Below are 17,849 nucleotides of genomic sequence, written 5' to 3' on the forward strand. Positions count from 1 at the left end.
CCGTTCGTCAATCCCGGCCGCGCCGCTTGTAGACCGCGCCCGCCGCCAGGTAACCGATCAGTCCGATGCTCACCCACCATGCCGTCGCGATCCACGCGCTGTTCCCGATCGGCGTATCCATGAGCAGCCCGCGCAGCGTCTCCGTCACCGAGGTCACCGGCTGATGCTCGGCGAAACCGCGTAGCCAGCTCGGCATGGTCTGCGCCGGTACGAAAGCGCTACTGACATAGGGCAGGAACATGAAGATGAACATGAAACCGTTGGCGGCCTCCGGGTTCGACGCCAGCACGCCCAGCGCGGCGGCCACCCAGGACAGCGCCAGGATGAACAGGGCGAGCACGGCCAGCGCCCCGAGCCAGCGCAGCGGATCGGTGGTGGGCCGGAAACCCAGCGCCACGGCGACCAGGACCACCAGGCCGGTGGTGCACAGATTGCGCACCAGGCTCTCGAGTACGTGACCGGTGAGGATCGCCGAGCGGGAGATCGGCATGGCCCGGAACCGGTCGACAATGCCGTTGTGCAGGTCGGTCGCGACGCTCACCGCCGTGCCGCCCGATCCGAAACCCGCACACAGCAATAGGATTCCGGGCACCACGTAGTCGATGTACGCGCCGTCGACGCGCATGGCGCCACCGAACACGTATACGAACATGAGCAGGATGGTCACCGGGACCGCGAGCGTCATGATCATGGTGTCCGGGCTGCGCAGGGCGTGCCGCAGATTGCGGCCCACCATGGTGGCCGAATCCTCGGCCCCGCGAAGCAGAGTGATCATTACCGTTCACCTTTCGTGGCGGATCCGGTCAGGGCGAAGAAGACATCGTCGAGATCCGGGGTGTGGATGGCGAGTTGGTCGACGGTGACGGCGTGCGCGTCGAAATGGTCCAGTAGCCTGCGCAATTCGGCCATGCTGCCATCGGAGGGCACCTGCAGCGTCAGCTGATCGGTATCCACCTCGGCCACCGGCACCGCGCGCGCCGCGGCCGCCAGTCCCTGTTCGTCGGCGAAGCTGAGCCGGATATGCCCGCCGGGCGCCAGCTTCTTCAGCTCACCGGCGCTGCCCTCGGCCACGATGCGCCCCTCGTCGAGCACCGCGATACGGTCCGCGAGCTGATCCGCCTCCTCCAGGTACTGCGTGGTGAGGAAGATGGTCACCCCCTCCCCCACCAGGCGGCGGATCACCTCCCACAGTTCACGGCGGCTGCGCGGATCCAGGCCGGTGGTGGGCTCGTCCAGGAATACGATGCGCGGATCGCCCATCAAGCTCATGGCCAGATCCAGCCGGCGGCGCATCCCGCCCGAATACGCGCCCGCCCGCTTGCCCGCCGCCTCCACCAGATCGAACTGCTTCAACAACCGCTCGGTACGCACGGCGGTTTCCCGCCCGCCCAGATGCAGCAGCCGGCCCATCAACCGGAGGTTCTCCGCGCCGGTGAGCACCTCGTCCACCGCCGAGAACTGGCCGGTCACGCCGATGAGCCCGCGCACCGCATCCGGTTCGCGCCCCGGATCGCGCCCGCCGACCCGCACCTGCCCGGCGTCCGGCCGCCCGAGCGTGGTCAGAATGCGGACCACGGTGGTCTTGCCCGCCCCGTTCGGCCCGAGTAGCGAGAACACCGTTCCGGCAGGCACTTCCAGGTCGATGCCGCGCAGCACCCGGTGCTCGCCGAACGATTTGGCCAGCCCCGCCACTTCGATGGCAGGGCGGGTTCCGGTTGTCGTCATGAGATCCCCGATTCAGAAACTGTGTATGCAATACACTGTGTTTACAGGCTACACAGTTTCAGGCATGGCGCAAGATGTAAGCAACGAAACAGGAGGCCGGATGGAAAACCGCATGGATGTGCGCGTCCTACCGAAGTCGATGAAGCTGCTCTGGGACCTGGACGGCGCCGGCAGCCGCGGACCCAGACGCGGCCTGAGCCTGGACCAGATCCTGGACGCCGCCATCGCCGTCGCCGACGCGGAAGGCTATGCGGCCCTGTCCATGAGCCGCGTCGCCAAACAACTCGGCTTCACCCCCATGTCGCTGTACCGCTATGTCGACAGCAAGGAAACCCTCGTGGAACTGCTCCTGGACCGCGTCATCGGCCCCGCCCCCGAGCTACCCGCGGGCGACGGCTGGCGGCCCGCCCTGGAGGCCTGGGCCTGGGCGGAATTCCACGCCATCCGCGCCCACGAATGGTGGCTCGACATCCGCATGTCCGGCCCGCCCACCGGCCCCAACAATATGGACTGGCTCGAAACCGGCCTGTCCGCCCTCGCCGACCTCCCCATCCCCGAACCTCAACGCCTCCAACTGATGGTCAACCTCTCCCTCTACGTCATCGGCCGCACCCGCTTCCTGCGCGAAATGACCAAGCGCGCCAAGGAAGAACACGACTACACCGCCGTCCTGCTCCAAGTCCTCGACCCGGCCCGCTACCCCACCGTCAGCCGCGCCCTCCAGAACAACGCCTTCGAAGACGACGGCATGCACTGGGAAGAGGCCGACTTCCGCTTCGCCCTGGACCGCCTCCTCGACGGCTACGAGCGCTACATCGAAACCGCGGCGGCCCCTTGAAACCGGCCGCGGCTCAGCGGTATCCGGATACACGAACGCCCGGCGCACCTGGTGGACCAGGCGGCCGGGCGTTCGGAGAACCGAGCAGCTCGGGTTACTTCTTGCGTTCCCGCTTCTCGCGCACGCGGACGTTCACGCGCACGGGGGAACCGTCGAAGCCGAACTCTTCACGCAGACGGCGTTCGATGAAGCGGCGGTAGCCCGCTTCCAGGAAGCCGGTGGTGAACAGGACGAACGTCGGCGGGCGGGTGGACGCCTGGGTGGCGAACAGGACTCGGGGAAGGCGGCCGCCGCGCATGGGGGGCGGGGTGGCGGCGATGACTTCCTTGAGCCAGTTGTTCAGGCGGCCCGTCGGGATGCGCTTGTCCCAGGATTCCAGAGCGGTTTCCATTGCGGGGACGAGCTTCTGGACGGCGCGGCCCGTCTGAGCGGAGATATTGACGCGCTGGGCCCAGCGAACCTGAACCATTTCGCGGTCGATCTCGCGCTCGAGCATCTCGCGACGGTCCTCGTCGACCAGATCCCACTTGTTGTAGGCGATGACCAGGGCGCGGCCGGTTTCGGCGACCATGGAGATGACGCGCAGGTCCTGCTCGGTGATCGGCTGGGAGGCGTCGATGAGCATGACCGCGACCTCGGCGGATTCGATGGCGCCCTTGGTGCGCAGCGAGGCGTAGAACTCGTGGCCGCTGGCGTTCGAGACCTTGCGGCGCAGGCCGGCGGTATCGACGAAACGCCAAGGCTTGCCGCCCAATTCGACCAGCGAGTCGACCGGGTCGACGGTGGTGCCGACCACATTGTGCACGACCGAGCGTTCCTCGCCGGTCAGCTTGTTCAGCAGCGAGGACTTGCCGACGTTCGGCTTGCCGACCAGCGCTACGCGGCGCGGGCCGCCCGCGACACCCGTACCCTCGCGCGGGGTTTCGGGCAGGACGCGCAGGATCTCGTCCAGCAGATCGCCGGTGCCGCGACCGTGTGCGGCCGAGATCATGTGCGGCTCACCGAGACCCAGCGACCACAGCACCGCCGCGTCGGCTTCCAGCTTCTGATTGTCGACCTTGTTGGCGACCAGCAGCACGGGAGTCTTGGAGCGGCGCAACGTCTTCGCGACCGCCTCGTCGGTGGAGGTCGCGCCGACCGTGGCGTCCACCACCACGACGATGGCGTCCGCGGTGTCCATGGCGACCTGCGCCTGCCGCGCCACCGACTGCTGCAGGCCCTTGGCGTCGGGCTCCCAGCCGCCGGTGTCCTGCACCATGAAACGCCGACCGGCCCAGGTGGCCTCGTAGGAGATGCGGTCCCGGGTCACGCCCGGGATGTCCTCCACCACGGCCTCGCGACGCCCGAGAATACGGTTCACCAGCGTCGACTTGCCCACGTTCGGGCGGCCGACAATGGCCAGCGTGGGCAGCGGAACGTGCTCGGCGTCCTGCTCGCCCTCGAATTCGGCCACATCCCAATCGGATTCGTCCGACCAGATGCCGTCACCCGCGAAGGTGTCCTGGGTCACTGCCCGCCTCCTGCCGAAATACGCTGCGCCACCACGCGATACAGCTCGTCGATGGTCTCGTCCTTGGTCAGCTCGCTGGTGTCGACCAGAATCGCGTCCTCGGCGGGACGCAACGGCGACACCTTGCGGGTCGAGTCCAGATTGTCGCGGCGCTGCACATCGGCCAGCACGCCTTCGTAATCGTCGCCGCGGCCCTCGGCGATGTTCTGCGCGTTCCGGCGGAAGGCACGGGCCTCCGCGGACGCGGTCAGATAGATCTTGACGTCCGCGTCCTGCAGCACCACCGTGCCGATATCGCGGCCCTCGACCACGATCCGGCCGGCGGCGAACGCGATCTCGCGCTGCAGGGCCACCAGCTGCTCGCGCACCTCGGGCACCGCCGACACCGCGGACACGGCCTTGGTCACCGCGTTGCCGCGGATCTCGTCCGACACGTCCTCGCCGTCGAGCTCGATCACCTCGCGGCTCGGATCGGTGCCGATGGTCAGCGGCAGTTCCTTGACGGCCACCACGATCGCGGCGGCATCGTCGAGGTCCACGCCGCTGCGCAGCACGCGCAGGGTCGCGACCCGGTACATGGCGCCGGTATCGAGGTAGCTGGCCCCGAGCCGGGTCGCCAGCAAGCGCGACACGCTCGACTTGCCGGTGCCCGACGGGCCGTCCATGGCGACGACCAGCTGCGCCGAACCGGTCAGCGCGCCGGTCGTGTCGATCAATCCCACACCGTTCACAACGACACCGCCTCGTAAAGCTTCCCGATTTCGTCCCGGCCGAGCACCCGCAGGGTGCCGGGCCGCTGGTCGCCGAGCGCGACCGGGCCGATATGCGTACGGACCAGCGCCTTCACCGGGTGATCGACCGCGGCGAGCAGCCGGCGCACGATGTGCTTGCGGCCCTCGTGCAGTACCACCTTCACCAGGGACTTACCCTGGCCGACCTCGAGCACCACGAACTTGTCCACCTTGGCGGGACCGTCCTCGAGCTCGACGCCGTCCTTGAGCAACTTGGTGACGTAGCGGGTGTTGACCTCGCCGTCGACCGTGGCCAGGTAGGTCTTGGACACCTCGAACGACGGGTGCATCAGGCGGTGCGCCAGATCGCCGTCATTGGTGAGCAGCAGCAGGCCCTCGGTGTCGGCGTCCAGGCGGCCGACGTGGAAAAGGCGCTGACCGGCGGCGATGCGCTCGGCGACAATGTCACCCACGCAGGGGCGGCCGTGCTCGTCGGACATGGTGGACTGCCAGCCCTTGGGCTTGTTCAGCGCCAGGTAGACCTGCTCGTCGCGAACCACGACGCGAATGCCGTCCACCCGCACCACCGCGTTCTCCGGGTCGATGCGCAGACCCTGCTCGCGCACGATCTTGCCGTCGACCTCGATGCGACCGGCCTCGATCATCTCCTCGGCCGCGCGGCGCGAGGCCACACCGGCCTTGGCGAGCACCTTCTGCAGCCGCTCGCCCTCGCCCCACGGGAGCTTCTTCGGGCCCTGCTGCTCGGTGTCCACGTGCTGATGCCGCGCCGGCTTGGCATTGCTGATCAGCACCGGACCCTGCGCCTGCTTCTCCGGCTTCGGCTTCTTCCGCGAAGGCGAAGTGGTCGGGGCCAGCGGGCGTCCGCCGCCGATCCGGCCGCGGCTGGCATTGCGGTCCTGACCGAAACCCGTACGGTCCGAACCGAACCCGGTCCGTCCCTGCCCACCGCGGGCATCGCCGCCGCGAGACTGGTTGTCGCGCGCGGAGTTTCCATACGAGGAACCGCTGCGCATGGCCGCGCCGCCGCGCGAATCGCCGTAACCGGAACCACCACGCGAGCCGGAATTGCCGTAACCGCTTCCGCCGCGCGCACTTCCGCCCGCGCCGGAACCGCCGCGACCGGCATACGAACCCGAGCCGCCACGGGAATCGCCGTAACCGGAACCACCACGGCTGCCGCCGTACGAGCCGGATCCGCCGCGCGAGTCGCTGCCGCCACGGCCACCGCTGTAGCCCGCACCGCCGCGCGAATCGCCGTAACCGGATCCGCCGCGGCTGCCGCCGTACGAGCCGGATCCACCGCGCGAGTCGCTGCCGCCACGGCCGGCGCCGTAGCCCGCGCCACCGCGCGAGCCGGATCCACCGCGGGAATCGCCATATCCGGATCCGCCGCGGCTGCCGCCGTACGAGCCGGATCCACCGCGCGAGTCGCTGCCGCCACGGCCGCCGCCGTAGCCTGCGCCTCCGCGCGAGTCGTTCGAACTTCCACCGCGCGATTGCGCGGACCTCTCGGTCCGGCCGCGGGTGGGTCGCGAGCCGCCCTGCGGCTCGAATCCCCGTTGTCTACGTTCCGGTGTGCCATCTCGGCGAGCGGGAGTATTCACGTTGTCCAATCAATCTTCGGTGCCGAGGTCGATATCCGCCTCGGCGGGCTTTTTGAGCCTGGTGAACCGGGGATCGGTTTCCAAGCTCTCGTTGATCTCGTCGATCAGGTCGACGCCCGGGAGCAGGGGCGCCAACGGCGGCAGATCCGCCAGGGACGCGAGGCCGACCCGTTCCAGGAACAGTTCGGTGGTGCTGTACAAAGTGCCGTTGGTCTCCGGGTCCGTTCCGGCCTCCGTGATCAGCCCTCGCGCCAGCAAGGTCCGGATCACACCATCCACATTCACGCCGCGCACCGCACTTACTCGGGCTCGGGTAACCGGTTGACGGTACGCGATCACCGCCAGTGTTTCCAAAGCGGCCCGGGTCAGTTTCGACCGTGCGCCGTCCAACAGCATACGTTCCACATACGGTGCGTATTCATTCCGTGTGTAGTAACGCCAGCCGTCGCCGACGAATCTGAGATCCATGCCACTGCGGCGGACGTTCAATTCCGCCGACATCTCGCGCAGCACCTGGGTGACGCGGCGCGTGGTGTCGTTCAGCGCCGAGGCCAGCAGCTCCGCCGGGGCGGGCGCGTCCACCACCAGCAGCATGGCCTCGAGCGCCGACCGGAACTCGTCGTCGCCGAGCTGCTCGGACCCCTCGTCCTCGCCGAACCCGGCCGGGGTCTCGGAGCCGCCGGCCGCATCGTCCTCGAAGGCCAGCACGGCCGCCGCGGCGTCGGCATCGGACATGACCGGCGCGTCGTGCGTCACGTCCGGCGCCGCCTCGGGTTCGCGGTCCTGCGGTGTGGCGGCGTCGTGCCCTGCCTCGGTCACCCGTAATCCTCCTCAATCGTCACCGGCGCGGGCGGCTGGTCGTCGAGTTCGCCGATCCAGCTGACCGAGAGCGGGCCCAGCGGGTCGGGCTGCTCGAATTCGATCGTCTTGCCGCGGTACAGCTCCAGCAGCGCCAGGAAGCGCGCCACGATCTGGATCGGCGATTCGCAGTCGGCGCACAGTTCGTGGAAGGTCGTCCAGCCGCCCGCCCCACGGCTTTTCAGCATTTCCAGTACCAGCGCGGCCTGCTCGGCGATCGAAATGGTGTGTTGATGAATGTGATCCACACCCACCCGCGGTGCCGGACGCGGCCGGAACGCCGCCGCGGCCACCTGCGCGAACCCGGCGGCGTCAACTCCCAGCGTAACGTCGGGCAACAGCTCCAGGTAGCGATCTTCCAGGGCGACCGCGCGCGGATACCGTTGCAGCGCCGCCGCCTCGAGTTCGGCGAGCAGTTCGGCCACCTGTTTGAAGGCGCGGTACTGCAGCAGCCGGGCGAAGAGCAGGTCACGGGCTTCGAGGAGTTCCAGGTCCTCCTCGTCGGTGACCTCGCCGGAGGGCAGCAGGCGGGCGGCCTTGAGATCCAGCAGGGTGGCGGCGATGACCAGGAATTCGGTGGTCTGATCCAGGATCTTGTCGGCGCGCAGGCCCTGTTCCTCGGACAGGCTGGCGGTCAAAGCCTTGGTGTAGGCGATGAATTCGTCGGTCACCTTGTGCAGGGCGATCTCGGTGACGTCGAGCCGGCGTGAGCTGATCAGCTGCAGCAGCAGATCGAAGGGGCCCTGAAAGTTGCTGAGCGTCAGATGGAACTTGCCGGATGTGCCCGAATTGTCCGTTGCGGCAGGGGTGTCGACCGCCGGGGTCGCGGGCTCCCCCGCCGCCACCATATCGGCGAGCACGCCGTCCACCGGCGAATCCGGCCCGGGCACGGCGGAATCCGCCTCCGCCGATACAGGCACGGACGCTGCGTCTGGCGAATCGCTCAACGGCCCGACCGGTGAATGACTTCCCGCGCCATGGCGCGATAGGCCTCGGCGCCACCGGATTTCGGAGCCCAGGTGGTAATGGGCTCACCGGCTACGCTGGCGTCCGGGAAACGCACGGTCCGCGAGATCACCGTGTCGTACACGAGGTCGCCGAACACCTCCACCACGCGCGTCATGACCTGACGCGAATGCAGCAAACGGGCATCGAACATGGTGACAACGATGCCGTACAGGGTCAGCTCGGGATTCAACCGGTCCCTGACCTTCTCGACGGTATCGTTCAGCAACGCCAGGCCGCGCAGTGAGAAGTACTCGCATTCCATCGGAATGATGACGCCGTCGGAGCAGGCCAGCGCGTTCACGGTGAGCAGGCCCAGGGACGGCTGGCAGTCGATGAGGATGTAGTCGTAGCGGCTGCGTAGCGGCGCCAGCGCGCGACCGAGCGTCTGTTCCCGCCCCACCTCGTTGACGAGCTGGATCTCCGCGGCGGACAGGTCGATGTTGGACGGCAGCAGGTCCATGTTCTCGACCTTGGTGTTCATCAGCACGTCGTCGACGCGGACCTTGCCGTTGCCGATCAGCAGATTGTGGACGGTCAGGTCGAGATCGTGGTGCGCCACACCGAGACCCGCCGACAGCGCGCCCTGCGGATCGAGATCGACCAGCAGCACCCGCCGCCCGCATTCGGCCAGCGCCGCACCGAGATTGATGGTCGAGGTGGTCTTGCCCACTCCGCCCTTTTGATTGCACATGGCAACGATCAGCGCGTCGCCGGAATGGTCCGGCGCGCCGGGTTCGGGGATCTCACGCAAAGGACGCCCGGTCGGACCGAGTTCCGCGCTGGGGGCCACATCCGCGGCCTCCCACAGGGTTTGCGCGGCGGTTTCGATCCGCTGGCCCGCACCACCGGTAGTCGTCACGTCCGCTGCTCCTTCGACGTTCCTGCCCTTGCCCCGCCCGCAGCTGGTGTGCCGGTGGACGGCGCGCCCGGCCGCGTGTGCGGACCGGTCCCTACTAGACGCTACCGTCTGTTCGCGCAAGACCTATGTTCGGACACGCGCCCTAAACCTGCACTTCAGGGTGGGTGCAGAAGGCCCCTTTCCGGTCTCGTGGCCGGTCGAGGGCATTCTTCGGTTGTGGGACAGCAGGTTACGGGGTACCGACCAGGATTCCAGCAGATCAACCGAGATACATGCGAATCGGCCCGATCGAACCCGGCCATGTCCCCTCCCGCTGCCCGCGAAAAACCGGTAGGACTCCACCATGGAGAATTTGCGATTCTATTTCAAGCTCAGCGATGTTCGCCCCGAACCGGCCGCGGTCATGCGCCGGTACGAGGTGGACGGGATCACTCGTTCGGAGTCCTATCGGTTCAAAATGGGCGGGTGGGCTCCGACCGAATTCTTCTACCGGTACTGGCTCGGCCACAACGACAGCGACTACATCGAGGTGTCGCAGGCCGAGGCCGAGGCGGCCATCGAGACGATCAAACGCCGTGCCGCCGAAGGCTGGCGCTGATCATCGCCTATCGCGCCCGCGGGTGCGCGGTCGCCCAGACCTCGTGCAGCGTACCGACCGTGACGAGCGTGTAGATCTGCGTCGTCGTCACCGAGGCATGACCGAGCAACTCCTGCACCACCCGCACGTCCGCTCCCCCGTCCAGCAGATGCGTGGCGAACGAGTGCCGCAGTGTGTGCGGCGAAACCTGCGCCGCGATCCCCGCCCGCTCGGCCGCGGATTGCAGTATCTGCCAAGCGGTTTGGCGCGATAGTCGCCCCCCGCGATGGTTCAGGAACAGCGCCGGAATCCCCCGCCCGCGCAACGCGAGCGCAGGCCGCCCCCGCACCAGATACGCGTCGACGGCAGCCAGCGCGGGCCGCCCGATCGGCACCATCCGCTGCTTACCGCCCTTGCCCCGCAACACCACTGCTCGCTCATCGGCATCGATGTCATCCACATCCAGCCCGGTGATCTCGGAAATCCGCGCCCCCGTCGAATACAGCAACTCCAGCAACGCCCGATCCCGCAACCCCCGCGGCCCCTCCGACAACTCTCCCCCGGCCGCCTCCAGCAACCGCGAAACCTGCTCATAAGGCAGCGCTTTGGGCAACCGCCGCGCCGGCGCAGGCGGCTTCACCGGATGCGCCACATCCCCCTCGGTAATCCCCTCCGCCGCCGCGAACCGATGCAACCCCCGCACCGCCACCAACGCCCGCGCTGCCGAACTCGCCGCCAACGCCGGATGCTCGCCGTCCCCCGCCCGCAACGCCACCACGAATTCCCCGATATCGGTCTCCGACACCCGGGCCAGCGTCTCGACCCCCCGCCCCGTCAGAAAAGCTCTGTACCGCTCCAGATCCCGCCGATAAGCCGCCAGCGTATTGCGCGCAGCACCCCGCTCGACCGCCAAATGGTCGAGATAAGCATCGATCTGCCGTGTCAGCACGGCGAGCATCCGGGCATGCCGCCCATCATGGCAGTCCCCACCGACAGCCGAGCCGATCGCGATCCACGCGGTGTGTTCGGACAGCGCGACGCGTACGCGCGGCAGTGCGGATTACGCCTGTGCGGCTTTGCGTTCTAGGAAGGCCGTGGGCATGCCCGGCCACGGGGCGTCGGCGGGGCGGAGTTCGGCGCCGGTGGCGCGGGCGGTGGTGAGGGCCAGGACGCCGGCGACGGCGGTGGCGTTGGTGATTTCGCCGGCGAGGGCTCGGCGGACGGCTTCTTCCAGGGGGACGCGGAGGACCTGGAGGTCGGCTTCTTCGCCTTCGGGGGCGGGCTGGTGGGTTTCGTAGAGGTCGGTGGCGTAGTAGACGCGCAGAGCCTCGTCGGTGAACCCGGGCGAGAGTGCGACATCCACCAGGACCGCCCACTCGCGGGCTGCCAGCCCGGTTTCCTCGGCCAATTCGCGCTTCGCGGCTTCGAGGGGGTCCTCGCCTTGTTTGTCGAGGAGGCCGGCGGGGAGTTCGAGGAGGCGGCGTTTGATCGGGTGGCGGTATTGGTTGATGAGGACCAGGTTGCCGTTGTCGTCTACGGCGGCAACGGCAACCGCGCCGTGGTGTTCGATCACTTCGCGTTCGGCGACCTTGCCGCCGGGCATGACGACCTGGTCCAGGCGCAGGGCCAGGATGGCGCCCGAGTAGACGGTGCGGCTGGCGACGGTGTCGAACTCGTGCGAACCGGGCGCGGAATCAACCGATTCCGCGCCCTTATCGCCTTGCGAGGATGTCATTTAGACACTTTCTCACCCTCATCGGCCGGAACCGAAGCGGGGATCTCCACCGGAAGCTGCAGGGCGGCCTGATATTTCAGGGCGGCCTGGATCAGCGCGGCGAAGAGGGGGTGCGGGCGGGTCGGACGCGACTTGAGTTCCGGATGCGCCTGGGTGGCGACGAAGAACGGGTGCTTGTCCTGCGGCAGCTCGACGAACTCGACCAGGTGGCCGTCGGGCGAGGTGCCGGAGAACTTCAGACCGCTCTTAGCGATCTTGTCGCGGAACTTGTTGTTGACCTCGAAGCGATGCCGGTGCCGCTCGGACACCTCGGTCTCGCCGTAGGCCGCCGCGACCACCGAACCCTTCTCCAGCACAGCCGGATACGCGCCGAGCCGCATGGTGCCGCCCAGATCGGCCTCGCCGGCCACGATCTGCTCCTGGTCGGCCATGGTCGAGATGACCGGGTACTTGACGTCCGGTTCGAACTCGGTCGAGTTGGCATCGGTCATGCCGACCGAACGCGCCGCCTCGATGACCACGCACTGCAGGCCCAGGCACAGGCCCAGCAGCGGAATGCCGCGCTCGCGGGCGTACTTGATCGCCCCGACCTTGCCCTCGATGCCGCGAATGCCGAACCCGCCCGGGATCAGCACGCCATCCACATCGGAAAGATGCTGACGCGCACCGGCTTCGGTCTCGCATTCGTCGGACTGCACCCAGCGGATGTTCACCTTGGCCTGGGCGGCGAAACCACCGGCCCGCAGCGCCTCGGTGACCGAGAGGTAGGCGTCGGGCAGATCGACGTACTTGCCGACCAGCGCGACGGTGACCTGTTCGCGCGGGTTGTGCACCCGGTCCAGCAGGTCGCCCCACACGGTCCAGTCCACATCGCGGAAGGGCAGGCCGAGACGGCGCACCACGTAGGCGTCCAGGCCCTCGCGGTGCAGCACCTTCGGAATGTCGTAGATCGACGGCGCGTCGGGCGTCGAGATGCAGGCGTCGACATCGACGTCGCACATCAGCGCGATCTTGTTCTTGAGCCCCTGCGGCACCTCGCGGTCGCAGCGCAGGATGAGCGCGTCGGGCTGGATGCCGATATTGCGCAGCGCCGCCACCGAATGCTGGGTCGGCTTGGTCTTCAGCTCGCCCGAGGGACCCAGGTAGGGCACCAGCGTGACGTGCAGGAAGAAGCAATTGTCCCGGCCCACCTCGTGGCGGATCTGCCGCGCCGCCTCGAGGAACGGCTGCGACTCGATATCGCCGACGGTGCCACCGATCTCGGTGATCACCACATCCGGCACCTGACCGTGCAGGTCCGGCCCCGACATGGCGAGGATGCGGCTCTTGATCTCGTCGGTGATGTGCGGGATCACCTGCACGGTGTCGCCGAGGTATTCGCCCCGGCGCTCCTTGGCGATCACCTTCGAATAGACCTGACCGGTAGTGACATTGGCGTCACCCGATAGATCTCGATCGAGGAAGCGTTCGTAGTGTCCGACATCGAGATCCGTTTCCGCGCCGTCCTCGGTCACGAACACCTCACCGTGCTGGAAGGGGTTCATGGTGCCGGGATCGACGTTCAGGTACGGATCCAACTTCTGCATGGTGACGCGAAGACCGCGTGACGTGAGCAGCTGACCGAGGCTGGAGGCGGTCAGTCCCTTACCGAGTGAAGAGGCGACACCGCCGGAGACGAAGATGTGTTTCGTGGCCGCGCGCGCCGGAATCCGTGATTGACCCACGGGACTTCACGGTAACACGGATTCGGGATGCCGATCGAATGCCACGCACACCGGTTGCTCACGATTGGCTCGATTCCCGCCCCGCCCGGCTACATTTCCGGCCGCTGAGGGTGGATCCGGCGGCGCGGCGTGCGGATTCGCTCAGCGCGGCATGGCCGCGACTGTGAGCGAGGTCGCCTTCGCCCCGGTGCCGTATCGGCCGGTGCCGCCGCTCAACTGCTCGGTGAGCCCGAGCACGGTGGTGATGCGCCCGATCTCGTGGTCGAGATTGTCGACGGTGGTCACCGCGGACAGCCCGGCCTCCGAACGCGCCACCGCGATCGGCCCCGGACCGTCGGCGGCCCCGTAGCGACCCGCCAGCACCACGCCGGCGCTGTGCGAGCGCAATCCGCCGGCGAATCGGGCCAGGATGGTGCCGCGATTGTTCTCCTCGGATTTGGCCCCGTCGCCGACCACCAGCACCGCCAGCTGCGCGGGCTGCAGTTCGGTGAAGTTCAGGAACCCGCCGCCGCGCAGCGTCTCGAGGGCCAGCCCGCGTTCCTGCGCGGTGCCGCGCGGCTGTCCGGCCGGATCGGTCAGCAGGGTCTGGCCGAGCAGGTCGCCCGCCAGGCTGCCCTGATCCGCCGCGTCGATCTTCAGCTGGGCGCCCGCGGGCACCACGTTCACCAGGGCGGTCCGCAGCCGATCGCCCTCGGCGGAATCGGCGAAAGCGCCGGTGAGCCCGACCCGTCCGGTGACGGTGGCCCCGGCATTGGTCAGCGCGGCCGTCACCGCGTCGGCGTCGGCGTTCTCGGCGTCGGGCGCGGTGAACACCAGCACGCTGCGATTGGCGAGGCTGCCCGCCAGCAGTTTGCCCGCCGCCCCCGCCAGGAACGCGTCGGACGCCTTCACCTGTTCGGCGAGCCGGGCGTTCTCGGCGGTCAGGGCGTCCAGCTTCTGCCGGTCCCCCGTGCCCGGGAACAACCCGTCCCCGTGGGTGCGGGTGCCGAGTACCACGCCGAGCGCCAGCGCCAGGAAGACCGCGGCGAGCGATACGGCGTGATGGCGAAACGAGATCATGCGGCCCCTACCTCGGCTTGTCGAGAAGTCCCTGAACCCAGAGCGAGAAACGATCCCAGCTGTGCGCGACCGAGGTGGTCAGCTCACCGCCCATGTGGGTGGCCAGCAAAGCGACCACGATGGCGACCAGCGCGGCCAGCACCACCAGTGCGACGGCCCACCCGGAACCCCGGTGACGGTACAGCGCCGCAACGGCTTTCGCATCCATCAGCCGCGTGCCCAGTTTGAGGCGGGTCAGGAAGGTCGCCGGATTCGAGTCGCGCCGGCCACGATCGAAGAAGTCGTCCAGGGACGCCGCCGCGCCGACGGTCACGATGAGCGAAGCCCCGTGATGCCCGGCCAGCAGCAGCGCCAGATCGGCGGGCGCGCCCGAGGACGGGAAGGTGGTGGCGCCGATGCCCAGATCCTGGATGCGCTCCAAACCCTTTGCGTGCCCGTCGGTATCGGCCGGCAGGATGACTTCCGCGCCGCATTTGAGCGTGGTGGCGGTGATCTCCTCCGGGTCGCCGACGATCAGGTCGGGCCGATATCCGTTGCGCGTCAAGGTATCCGCGCCGCGGCCCACGCCGATCAGGATGGGCGCGTACTCCTTGATGAACGGCTTGATCCGTTTCAGGTCCTCGGCATGGTCGGGCGCGTCGGCGACGATCACGACATGCCGCTTCTTCATGTCGAGTACGACCTCCGGCACCCCGATTCCATCGATCAGCAAGGAACTTTCGGTGCGGATGAACTCGATGGTGTTGCCCGCGAACGCTTCCAGATGATCGGCGAGGCCGTTGCGCGCCTCGATCATGCGTTCCGCGATCCCGGCCTCGGTGAGCTCGATGCCCTCGACGAGCGCCTCGGGTTCCTTCTTGGAGACCTTGTCCGCGTACACCACGCCGTCGGCGACGCGGACCTTGGCGCCGTCCTTGATCTTGGTGAAGACGTCGGAGCTGACCGCGTCGAGCAGCACGATCCCATTGGCCACCAGTACTTCCGGGCCCAGATTGGGATAGCGCCCGGAGATCGACGGCGAGGCGTTCACCACCACCGCCACCCCGGCTTCGACGAGCCGGTCGGCGGTGAGCCGGTCCAGGTCCATCTCGTCGAGGACGACCACGTCGCCGGGTCCGACACGCTGCAGCAAACGCCTGGTATTGCGGTCTACCCGGGCCATCCCGGTCAGACCAGGCAGCGTTTCGGTATTGCGCGACAGCAAGGCCAGCATCTTCATAACGCTCGATGATTGCTCGAAAGTCTCAACCTTTGGTGGAGGCGCGCCGCGCGCGTCCCGCCATTCGTCACAGTGATGCCGGGCGTCCGCGCCCGAATGTCCCTGTTGCGCCGGATTGTCCGACTGCGCCCTGTCGCCTTACCGGCGAGTAAGGATATGCTGCCGACCATGACCAGCACCACTGTCGAGACCGTCCTCTCGGCCCCCCGCGACGTCGTCTTCAAGCTGTTCAGCGAGCGCGACAGCCTCACCCCGTATCTGCCCATCCAGATCTCGCTGAAGAAGCCCGGCGCGGGCGTGCCCTCCGGCGTCGGCGCGCAGTACCACCTGGGCCTGGCCGGTGTCGGCGTCACCGAGGAGACCACCGAACTCGTCCCCGGCGAGAAGATGGTCTACCGGGTCATCGCCGGCGCGCCGGTGAAGCGCCACGTCGGCACCATCACCTTCGCCGACGCCCCCGGCGGCACCAAGATCGTCTACACCATGGAGTCCGAGCCCAGCCTGCCCGTGCCGGGCAAGGTCCTCGAGGTCGGCCTGAAGGGCCTCACGAACGCCCTGATCGGCGGCGTCCGCAAGGCCATCAAGTAATTCTCTACTTCGGCACCACGGTCCAGTTGCCGTAGCCGCCGACGCATTCGTAATCGTTCCACTCGCCGTTCTCGATACCGCGGTTACCGCGGGACAGGCATTCGCTCTCCTGCGTGAACGGCCCCTTGTCGCCGGGCTGCTGGGCGGTCTGCGCACTGCCGGTCCCGGCGATGGGGCCGGCGGTCGCGGCCCCCGCCCCGGCGGTGAGCGCCGCGCCCACGAGTGCGACGGCAGCCAGACGGCGGATTCGATTGCTGGACATGGAAATCCTCCCCGTAAAAGGTGAAATGCGGTTCCGGCCGCCGTGATCCGGACGGCCGTTGCGGTGCGCCCGATCCTCCGTCGAGCCGCACCGCGAAGCAGCCTACTGGGCCGGCGCCAGTTGCTGCATGATGGCGGCGACATCGAGCCAGACGTTCTCGCGGCTCATCCGCCCATCGCGAATCTCGCAGACATGCAGGATCCGGAAGTCCACCGGCCGCCCGCCGCCCGGAACCCCCATGAAATCGCCGACGACCCGGCCGTACCAGTGCGATTCGTCGACGAAGAAGTCCGCGCCGTAGTACCGGTGCACGGTCTCCATCTTGTCCTCGTCGAGGGCGTCGAAGATATCGCGATAGCGTTCGGCGATCGCGGTCTTGTCGCGCAATACCCCTCGCGGATCGCCCACCGCGTCGTGTTCGACGTCGTCGGTCAGCGTGTCCAGAATCGCGCCGATGTCCTTGTCCGCCTCCGCCGCGCAGTGCCGGGCGAAGATTCGATCCATTTCATCCTTGGTCGTCATCACGCATCCTCCCGTGTTTGTGAGACTCTGCTATCTTCGTGAGATGAGTTTCTCACGTCAAGAGAAATTTCTCACGAGTGGCAGACAAAATCAGAAGATGCGCACCCGGGAGGCATTGCTCGACGCCGCCGTCACCCTCGCCAAGGAGGGCCGCTCCCCCACCATCACCGAGGTCGCGGCCGCCGCGCGGGTCTCCCCGGCCACCGCCTACCGGTACTTCCCGAATCCGCAATCGCTGTGGGCCGACCTGGCCACCCGCGAGCTGACGCTGCGGAACGAGTTCTTCAAGGTGCTCGACGAGCTGGAGGGAGACGTCGAGGAACGGGTCGTGGCGCTGGTGCGCAAGACCGCGCACATGCAGCTGGCCGACGAGGTGCTGTGGCGGACCGTGCTGCGCGCCACCCTGGACCGCTGGTTCGATCAGTACGAATTGCCGGAATCGGAACGGGTGCCGATCCGCGGCACCACCCGGCTCGAAATGGCCCGCGCCGCAGTACGACCGGCGGCGGACCGGCTCTCACCCGAGCAACTGGAACGCCTCGCGCAGGCGCTGGCGCTGGTGTTCGGGGTCGAGGCGGTGGTGAGCACGCGCGATACCTGCGGTCTCGATCAGGAGGCCGCGGCCGAGCTCATGGCCTGGTCTTCCCGCGCCATCGTCCGCGCCGCGCTCGCCGAAGCCGCAGCGCCACCGGCCGATTGACGCAGGACACGCCCGCTTCCGGAGTGCTGGGCGCCCATTCCCACGGCGCGCCCGCCTCCGAGCGGCGCGCGATCCAGCCGTAGGGCAGGTTCGCCAGTTCCGCGACGGTCGGATCGCGTTCCACCACTTCCGACAATTCCACCAGCAGGGCATGCGCCAGATCCGGTCCGGCGGTGTGGAACTGCCAGGCGGCGTCGCTGTCGTCGTGCGTCACATAGGCGATCCAGTCACCGTCGCGCAGAATGCGCTGGTCGACGAAGACGGCGACGGTCGGCGGATCGGCGAAGTTCCAGGCTTTTTCGGTCATCG

20 protein-coding genes are annotated in these 17,849 nt (G+C 67.9%); 4 read left to right on the plus strand and 16 right to left on the minus strand.

The window, feature by feature from the left end:
- Positions 1–7: 7 nt before the first annotated feature.
- Complete coding sequence (locus LTV02_RS17200; protein WP_233040957.1) at positions 8–775, minus strand: ABC transporter permease; 768 nt, start codon at positions 773–775, stop codon at positions 8–10.
- Positions 775–1,725, minus strand: a complete 951-nt coding sequence (locus LTV02_RS17205) for an ATP-binding cassette domain-containing protein (protein ID WP_233040958.1) — start codon at positions 1,723–1,725, stop codon at positions 775–777. The genes LTV02_RS17200 and LTV02_RS17205 overlap by 1 nt, the downstream gene beginning before the upstream one ends.
- A gap of 112 nt (positions 1,726–1,837) precedes the next feature.
- Here LTV02_RS17205 and LTV02_RS17210 point away from each other — a divergent pair, with 112 nt between their 5' ends.
- Complete coding sequence (locus tag LTV02_RS17210) at positions 1,838–2,563, plus strand: TetR/AcrR family transcriptional regulator (protein WP_233040959.1); 726 nt, start codon at positions 1,838–1,840, stop codon at positions 2,561–2,563.
- Between the two features lie 94 nt (positions 2,564–2,657).
- Here the strand turns inward: LTV02_RS17210 and der are convergent, their stop codons facing one another.
- The 6 genes from der to LTV02_RS17240 form a co-directional block, all read right to left on the minus strand.
- Positions 2,658–4,073, minus strand: coding sequence for a ribosome biogenesis GTPase Der (der, locus tag LTV02_RS17215; protein WP_233040960.1), 1,416 nt, complete (start codon positions 4,071–4,073; stop codon positions 2,658–2,660).
- Complete coding sequence (cmk, locus tag LTV02_RS17220) at positions 4,070–4,738, minus strand: (d)CMP kinase (RefSeq protein ID WP_233041604.1); 669 nt, start codon at positions 4,736–4,738, stop codon at positions 4,070–4,072. Before cmk ends, der begins: the two co-directional genes overlap by 4 nt.
- 62 nt (positions 4,739–4,800) lie before the next feature.
- Positions 4,801–5,838 (minus strand): pseudouridine synthase, encoded by a 1,038-nt coding sequence (locus LTV02_RS17225; protein WP_233041605.1) that lies wholly within the window; start codon positions 5,836–5,838, stop codon positions 4,801–4,803.
- A gap of 600 nt (positions 5,839–6,438) precedes the next feature.
- The gene (scpB, locus tag LTV02_RS17230; RefSeq protein ID WP_408639404.1) at positions 6,439–7,164 is read right to left on the minus strand and encodes an SMC-Scp complex subunit ScpB; all 726 of its coding nucleotides are present in this window, start codon (positions 7,162–7,164) and stop codon (positions 6,439–6,441) included.
- Positions 7,165–7,244: 80 nt separating this feature from the next.
- Positions 7,245–8,135 carry a segregation and condensation protein A gene (locus LTV02_RS17235; RefSeq protein WP_233041606.1) on the minus strand — a complete coding sequence of 297 codons (891 nt, stop codon included), beginning with the start codon at positions 8,133–8,135 and terminating at the stop codon, positions 7,245–7,247.
- A gap of 95 nt (positions 8,136–8,230) precedes the next feature.
- A complete protein-coding gene (locus tag LTV02_RS17240) occupies positions 8,231–9,124 on the minus strand; it encodes a ParA family protein (protein ID WP_067714416.1) in 894 nt (297 codons plus the stop codon).
- 373 nt (positions 9,125–9,497) lie between these two features.
- Between LTV02_RS17240 and LTV02_RS17245 the strand changes: the two genes are divergently transcribed.
- Positions 9,498–9,752, plus strand: coding sequence for a hypothetical protein (locus LTV02_RS17245; protein ID WP_233040962.1), 255 nt, complete (start codon positions 9,498–9,500; stop codon positions 9,750–9,752).
- Between the two features lie 7 nt (positions 9,753–9,759).
- On the opposite strand, the gene xerD is transcribed toward LTV02_RS17245, so the two are convergent.
- From xerD to steA, 5 genes are all read right to left on the minus strand, one after another.
- Positions 9,760–10,689, minus strand: coding sequence for a site-specific tyrosine recombinase XerD (gene xerD / locus LTV02_RS17250; RefSeq protein ID WP_233040963.1), 930 nt, complete (start codon positions 10,687–10,689; stop codon positions 9,760–9,762).
- A 102-nt stretch (positions 10,690–10,791) separates the two neighbouring features.
- Positions 10,792–11,466, minus strand: a complete 675-nt coding sequence (locus LTV02_RS17255; RefSeq protein ID WP_233040964.1) for an NUDIX domain-containing protein — start codon at positions 11,464–11,466, stop codon at positions 10,792–10,794.
- Positions 11,463–13,190, minus strand: a complete 1,728-nt coding sequence (locus tag LTV02_RS17260; RefSeq protein ID WP_067713715.1) for a CTP synthase — start codon at positions 13,188–13,190, stop codon at positions 11,463–11,465. The genes LTV02_RS17255 and LTV02_RS17260 overlap by 4 nt, the downstream gene beginning before the upstream one ends.
- Before the next feature lie 141 nt (positions 13,191–13,331).
- Entirely contained in the window at positions 13,332–14,249 is a 918-nt protein-coding gene (locus LTV02_RS17265) for a copper transporter (RefSeq protein WP_233040965.1), read from the minus strand.
- Between the two features lie 7 nt (positions 14,250–14,256).
- Entirely contained in the window at positions 14,257–15,468 is a 1,212-nt protein-coding gene (gene steA / locus LTV02_RS17270; RefSeq protein WP_067713710.1) for a putative cytokinetic ring protein SteA, read from the minus strand.
- 168 nt (positions 15,469–15,636) lie between these two features.
- Between steA and LTV02_RS17275 the strand changes: the two genes are divergently transcribed.
- Entirely contained in the window at positions 15,637–16,056 is a 420-nt protein-coding gene (locus LTV02_RS17275; RefSeq protein ID WP_233040966.1) for an SRPBCC family protein, read from the plus strand.
- 4 nt (positions 16,057–16,060) lie between these two features.
- Here LTV02_RS17275 and LTV02_RS17280 read toward each other — a convergent pair whose 3' ends face one another.
- Positions 16,061–16,318, minus strand: coding sequence for a hypothetical protein (locus tag LTV02_RS17280; RefSeq protein ID WP_233040967.1), 258 nt, complete (start codon positions 16,316–16,318; stop codon positions 16,061–16,063).
- A gap of 102 nt (positions 16,319–16,420) precedes the next feature.
- On the minus strand, positions 16,421–16,840 hold the full coding sequence (locus tag LTV02_RS17285) for an ester cyclase (protein ID WP_233040968.1): 420 nt from the start codon (positions 16,838–16,840) through the stop codon (positions 16,421–16,423).
- Positions 16,841–16,937: 97 nt separating this feature from the next.
- On the opposite strand from LTV02_RS17285, the gene LTV02_RS17290 reads away from it, so the two are divergent.
- On the plus strand, positions 16,938–17,540 hold the full coding sequence (locus LTV02_RS17290) for a TetR/AcrR family transcriptional regulator (protein WP_233040969.1): 603 nt from the start codon (positions 16,938–16,940) through the stop codon (positions 17,538–17,540).
- Here LTV02_RS17290 and LTV02_RS17295 read toward each other — a convergent pair.
- Positions 17,470–17,847: a hypothetical protein gene (locus LTV02_RS17295; RefSeq protein WP_067713697.1), complete on the minus strand. Its 378-nt coding sequence runs from the start codon at positions 17,845–17,847 to the stop codon at positions 17,470–17,472. The genes LTV02_RS17290 and LTV02_RS17295 overlap by 71 nt on opposite strands.
- Positions 17,848–17,849: the final 2 nt, after the last annotated feature.

This window comes from Nocardia yamanashiensis, assembly GCF_021183565.1.
Lineage (GTDB): Bacteria > Actinomycetota > Actinomycetes > Mycobacteriales > Mycobacteriaceae > Nocardia > Nocardia yamanashiensis.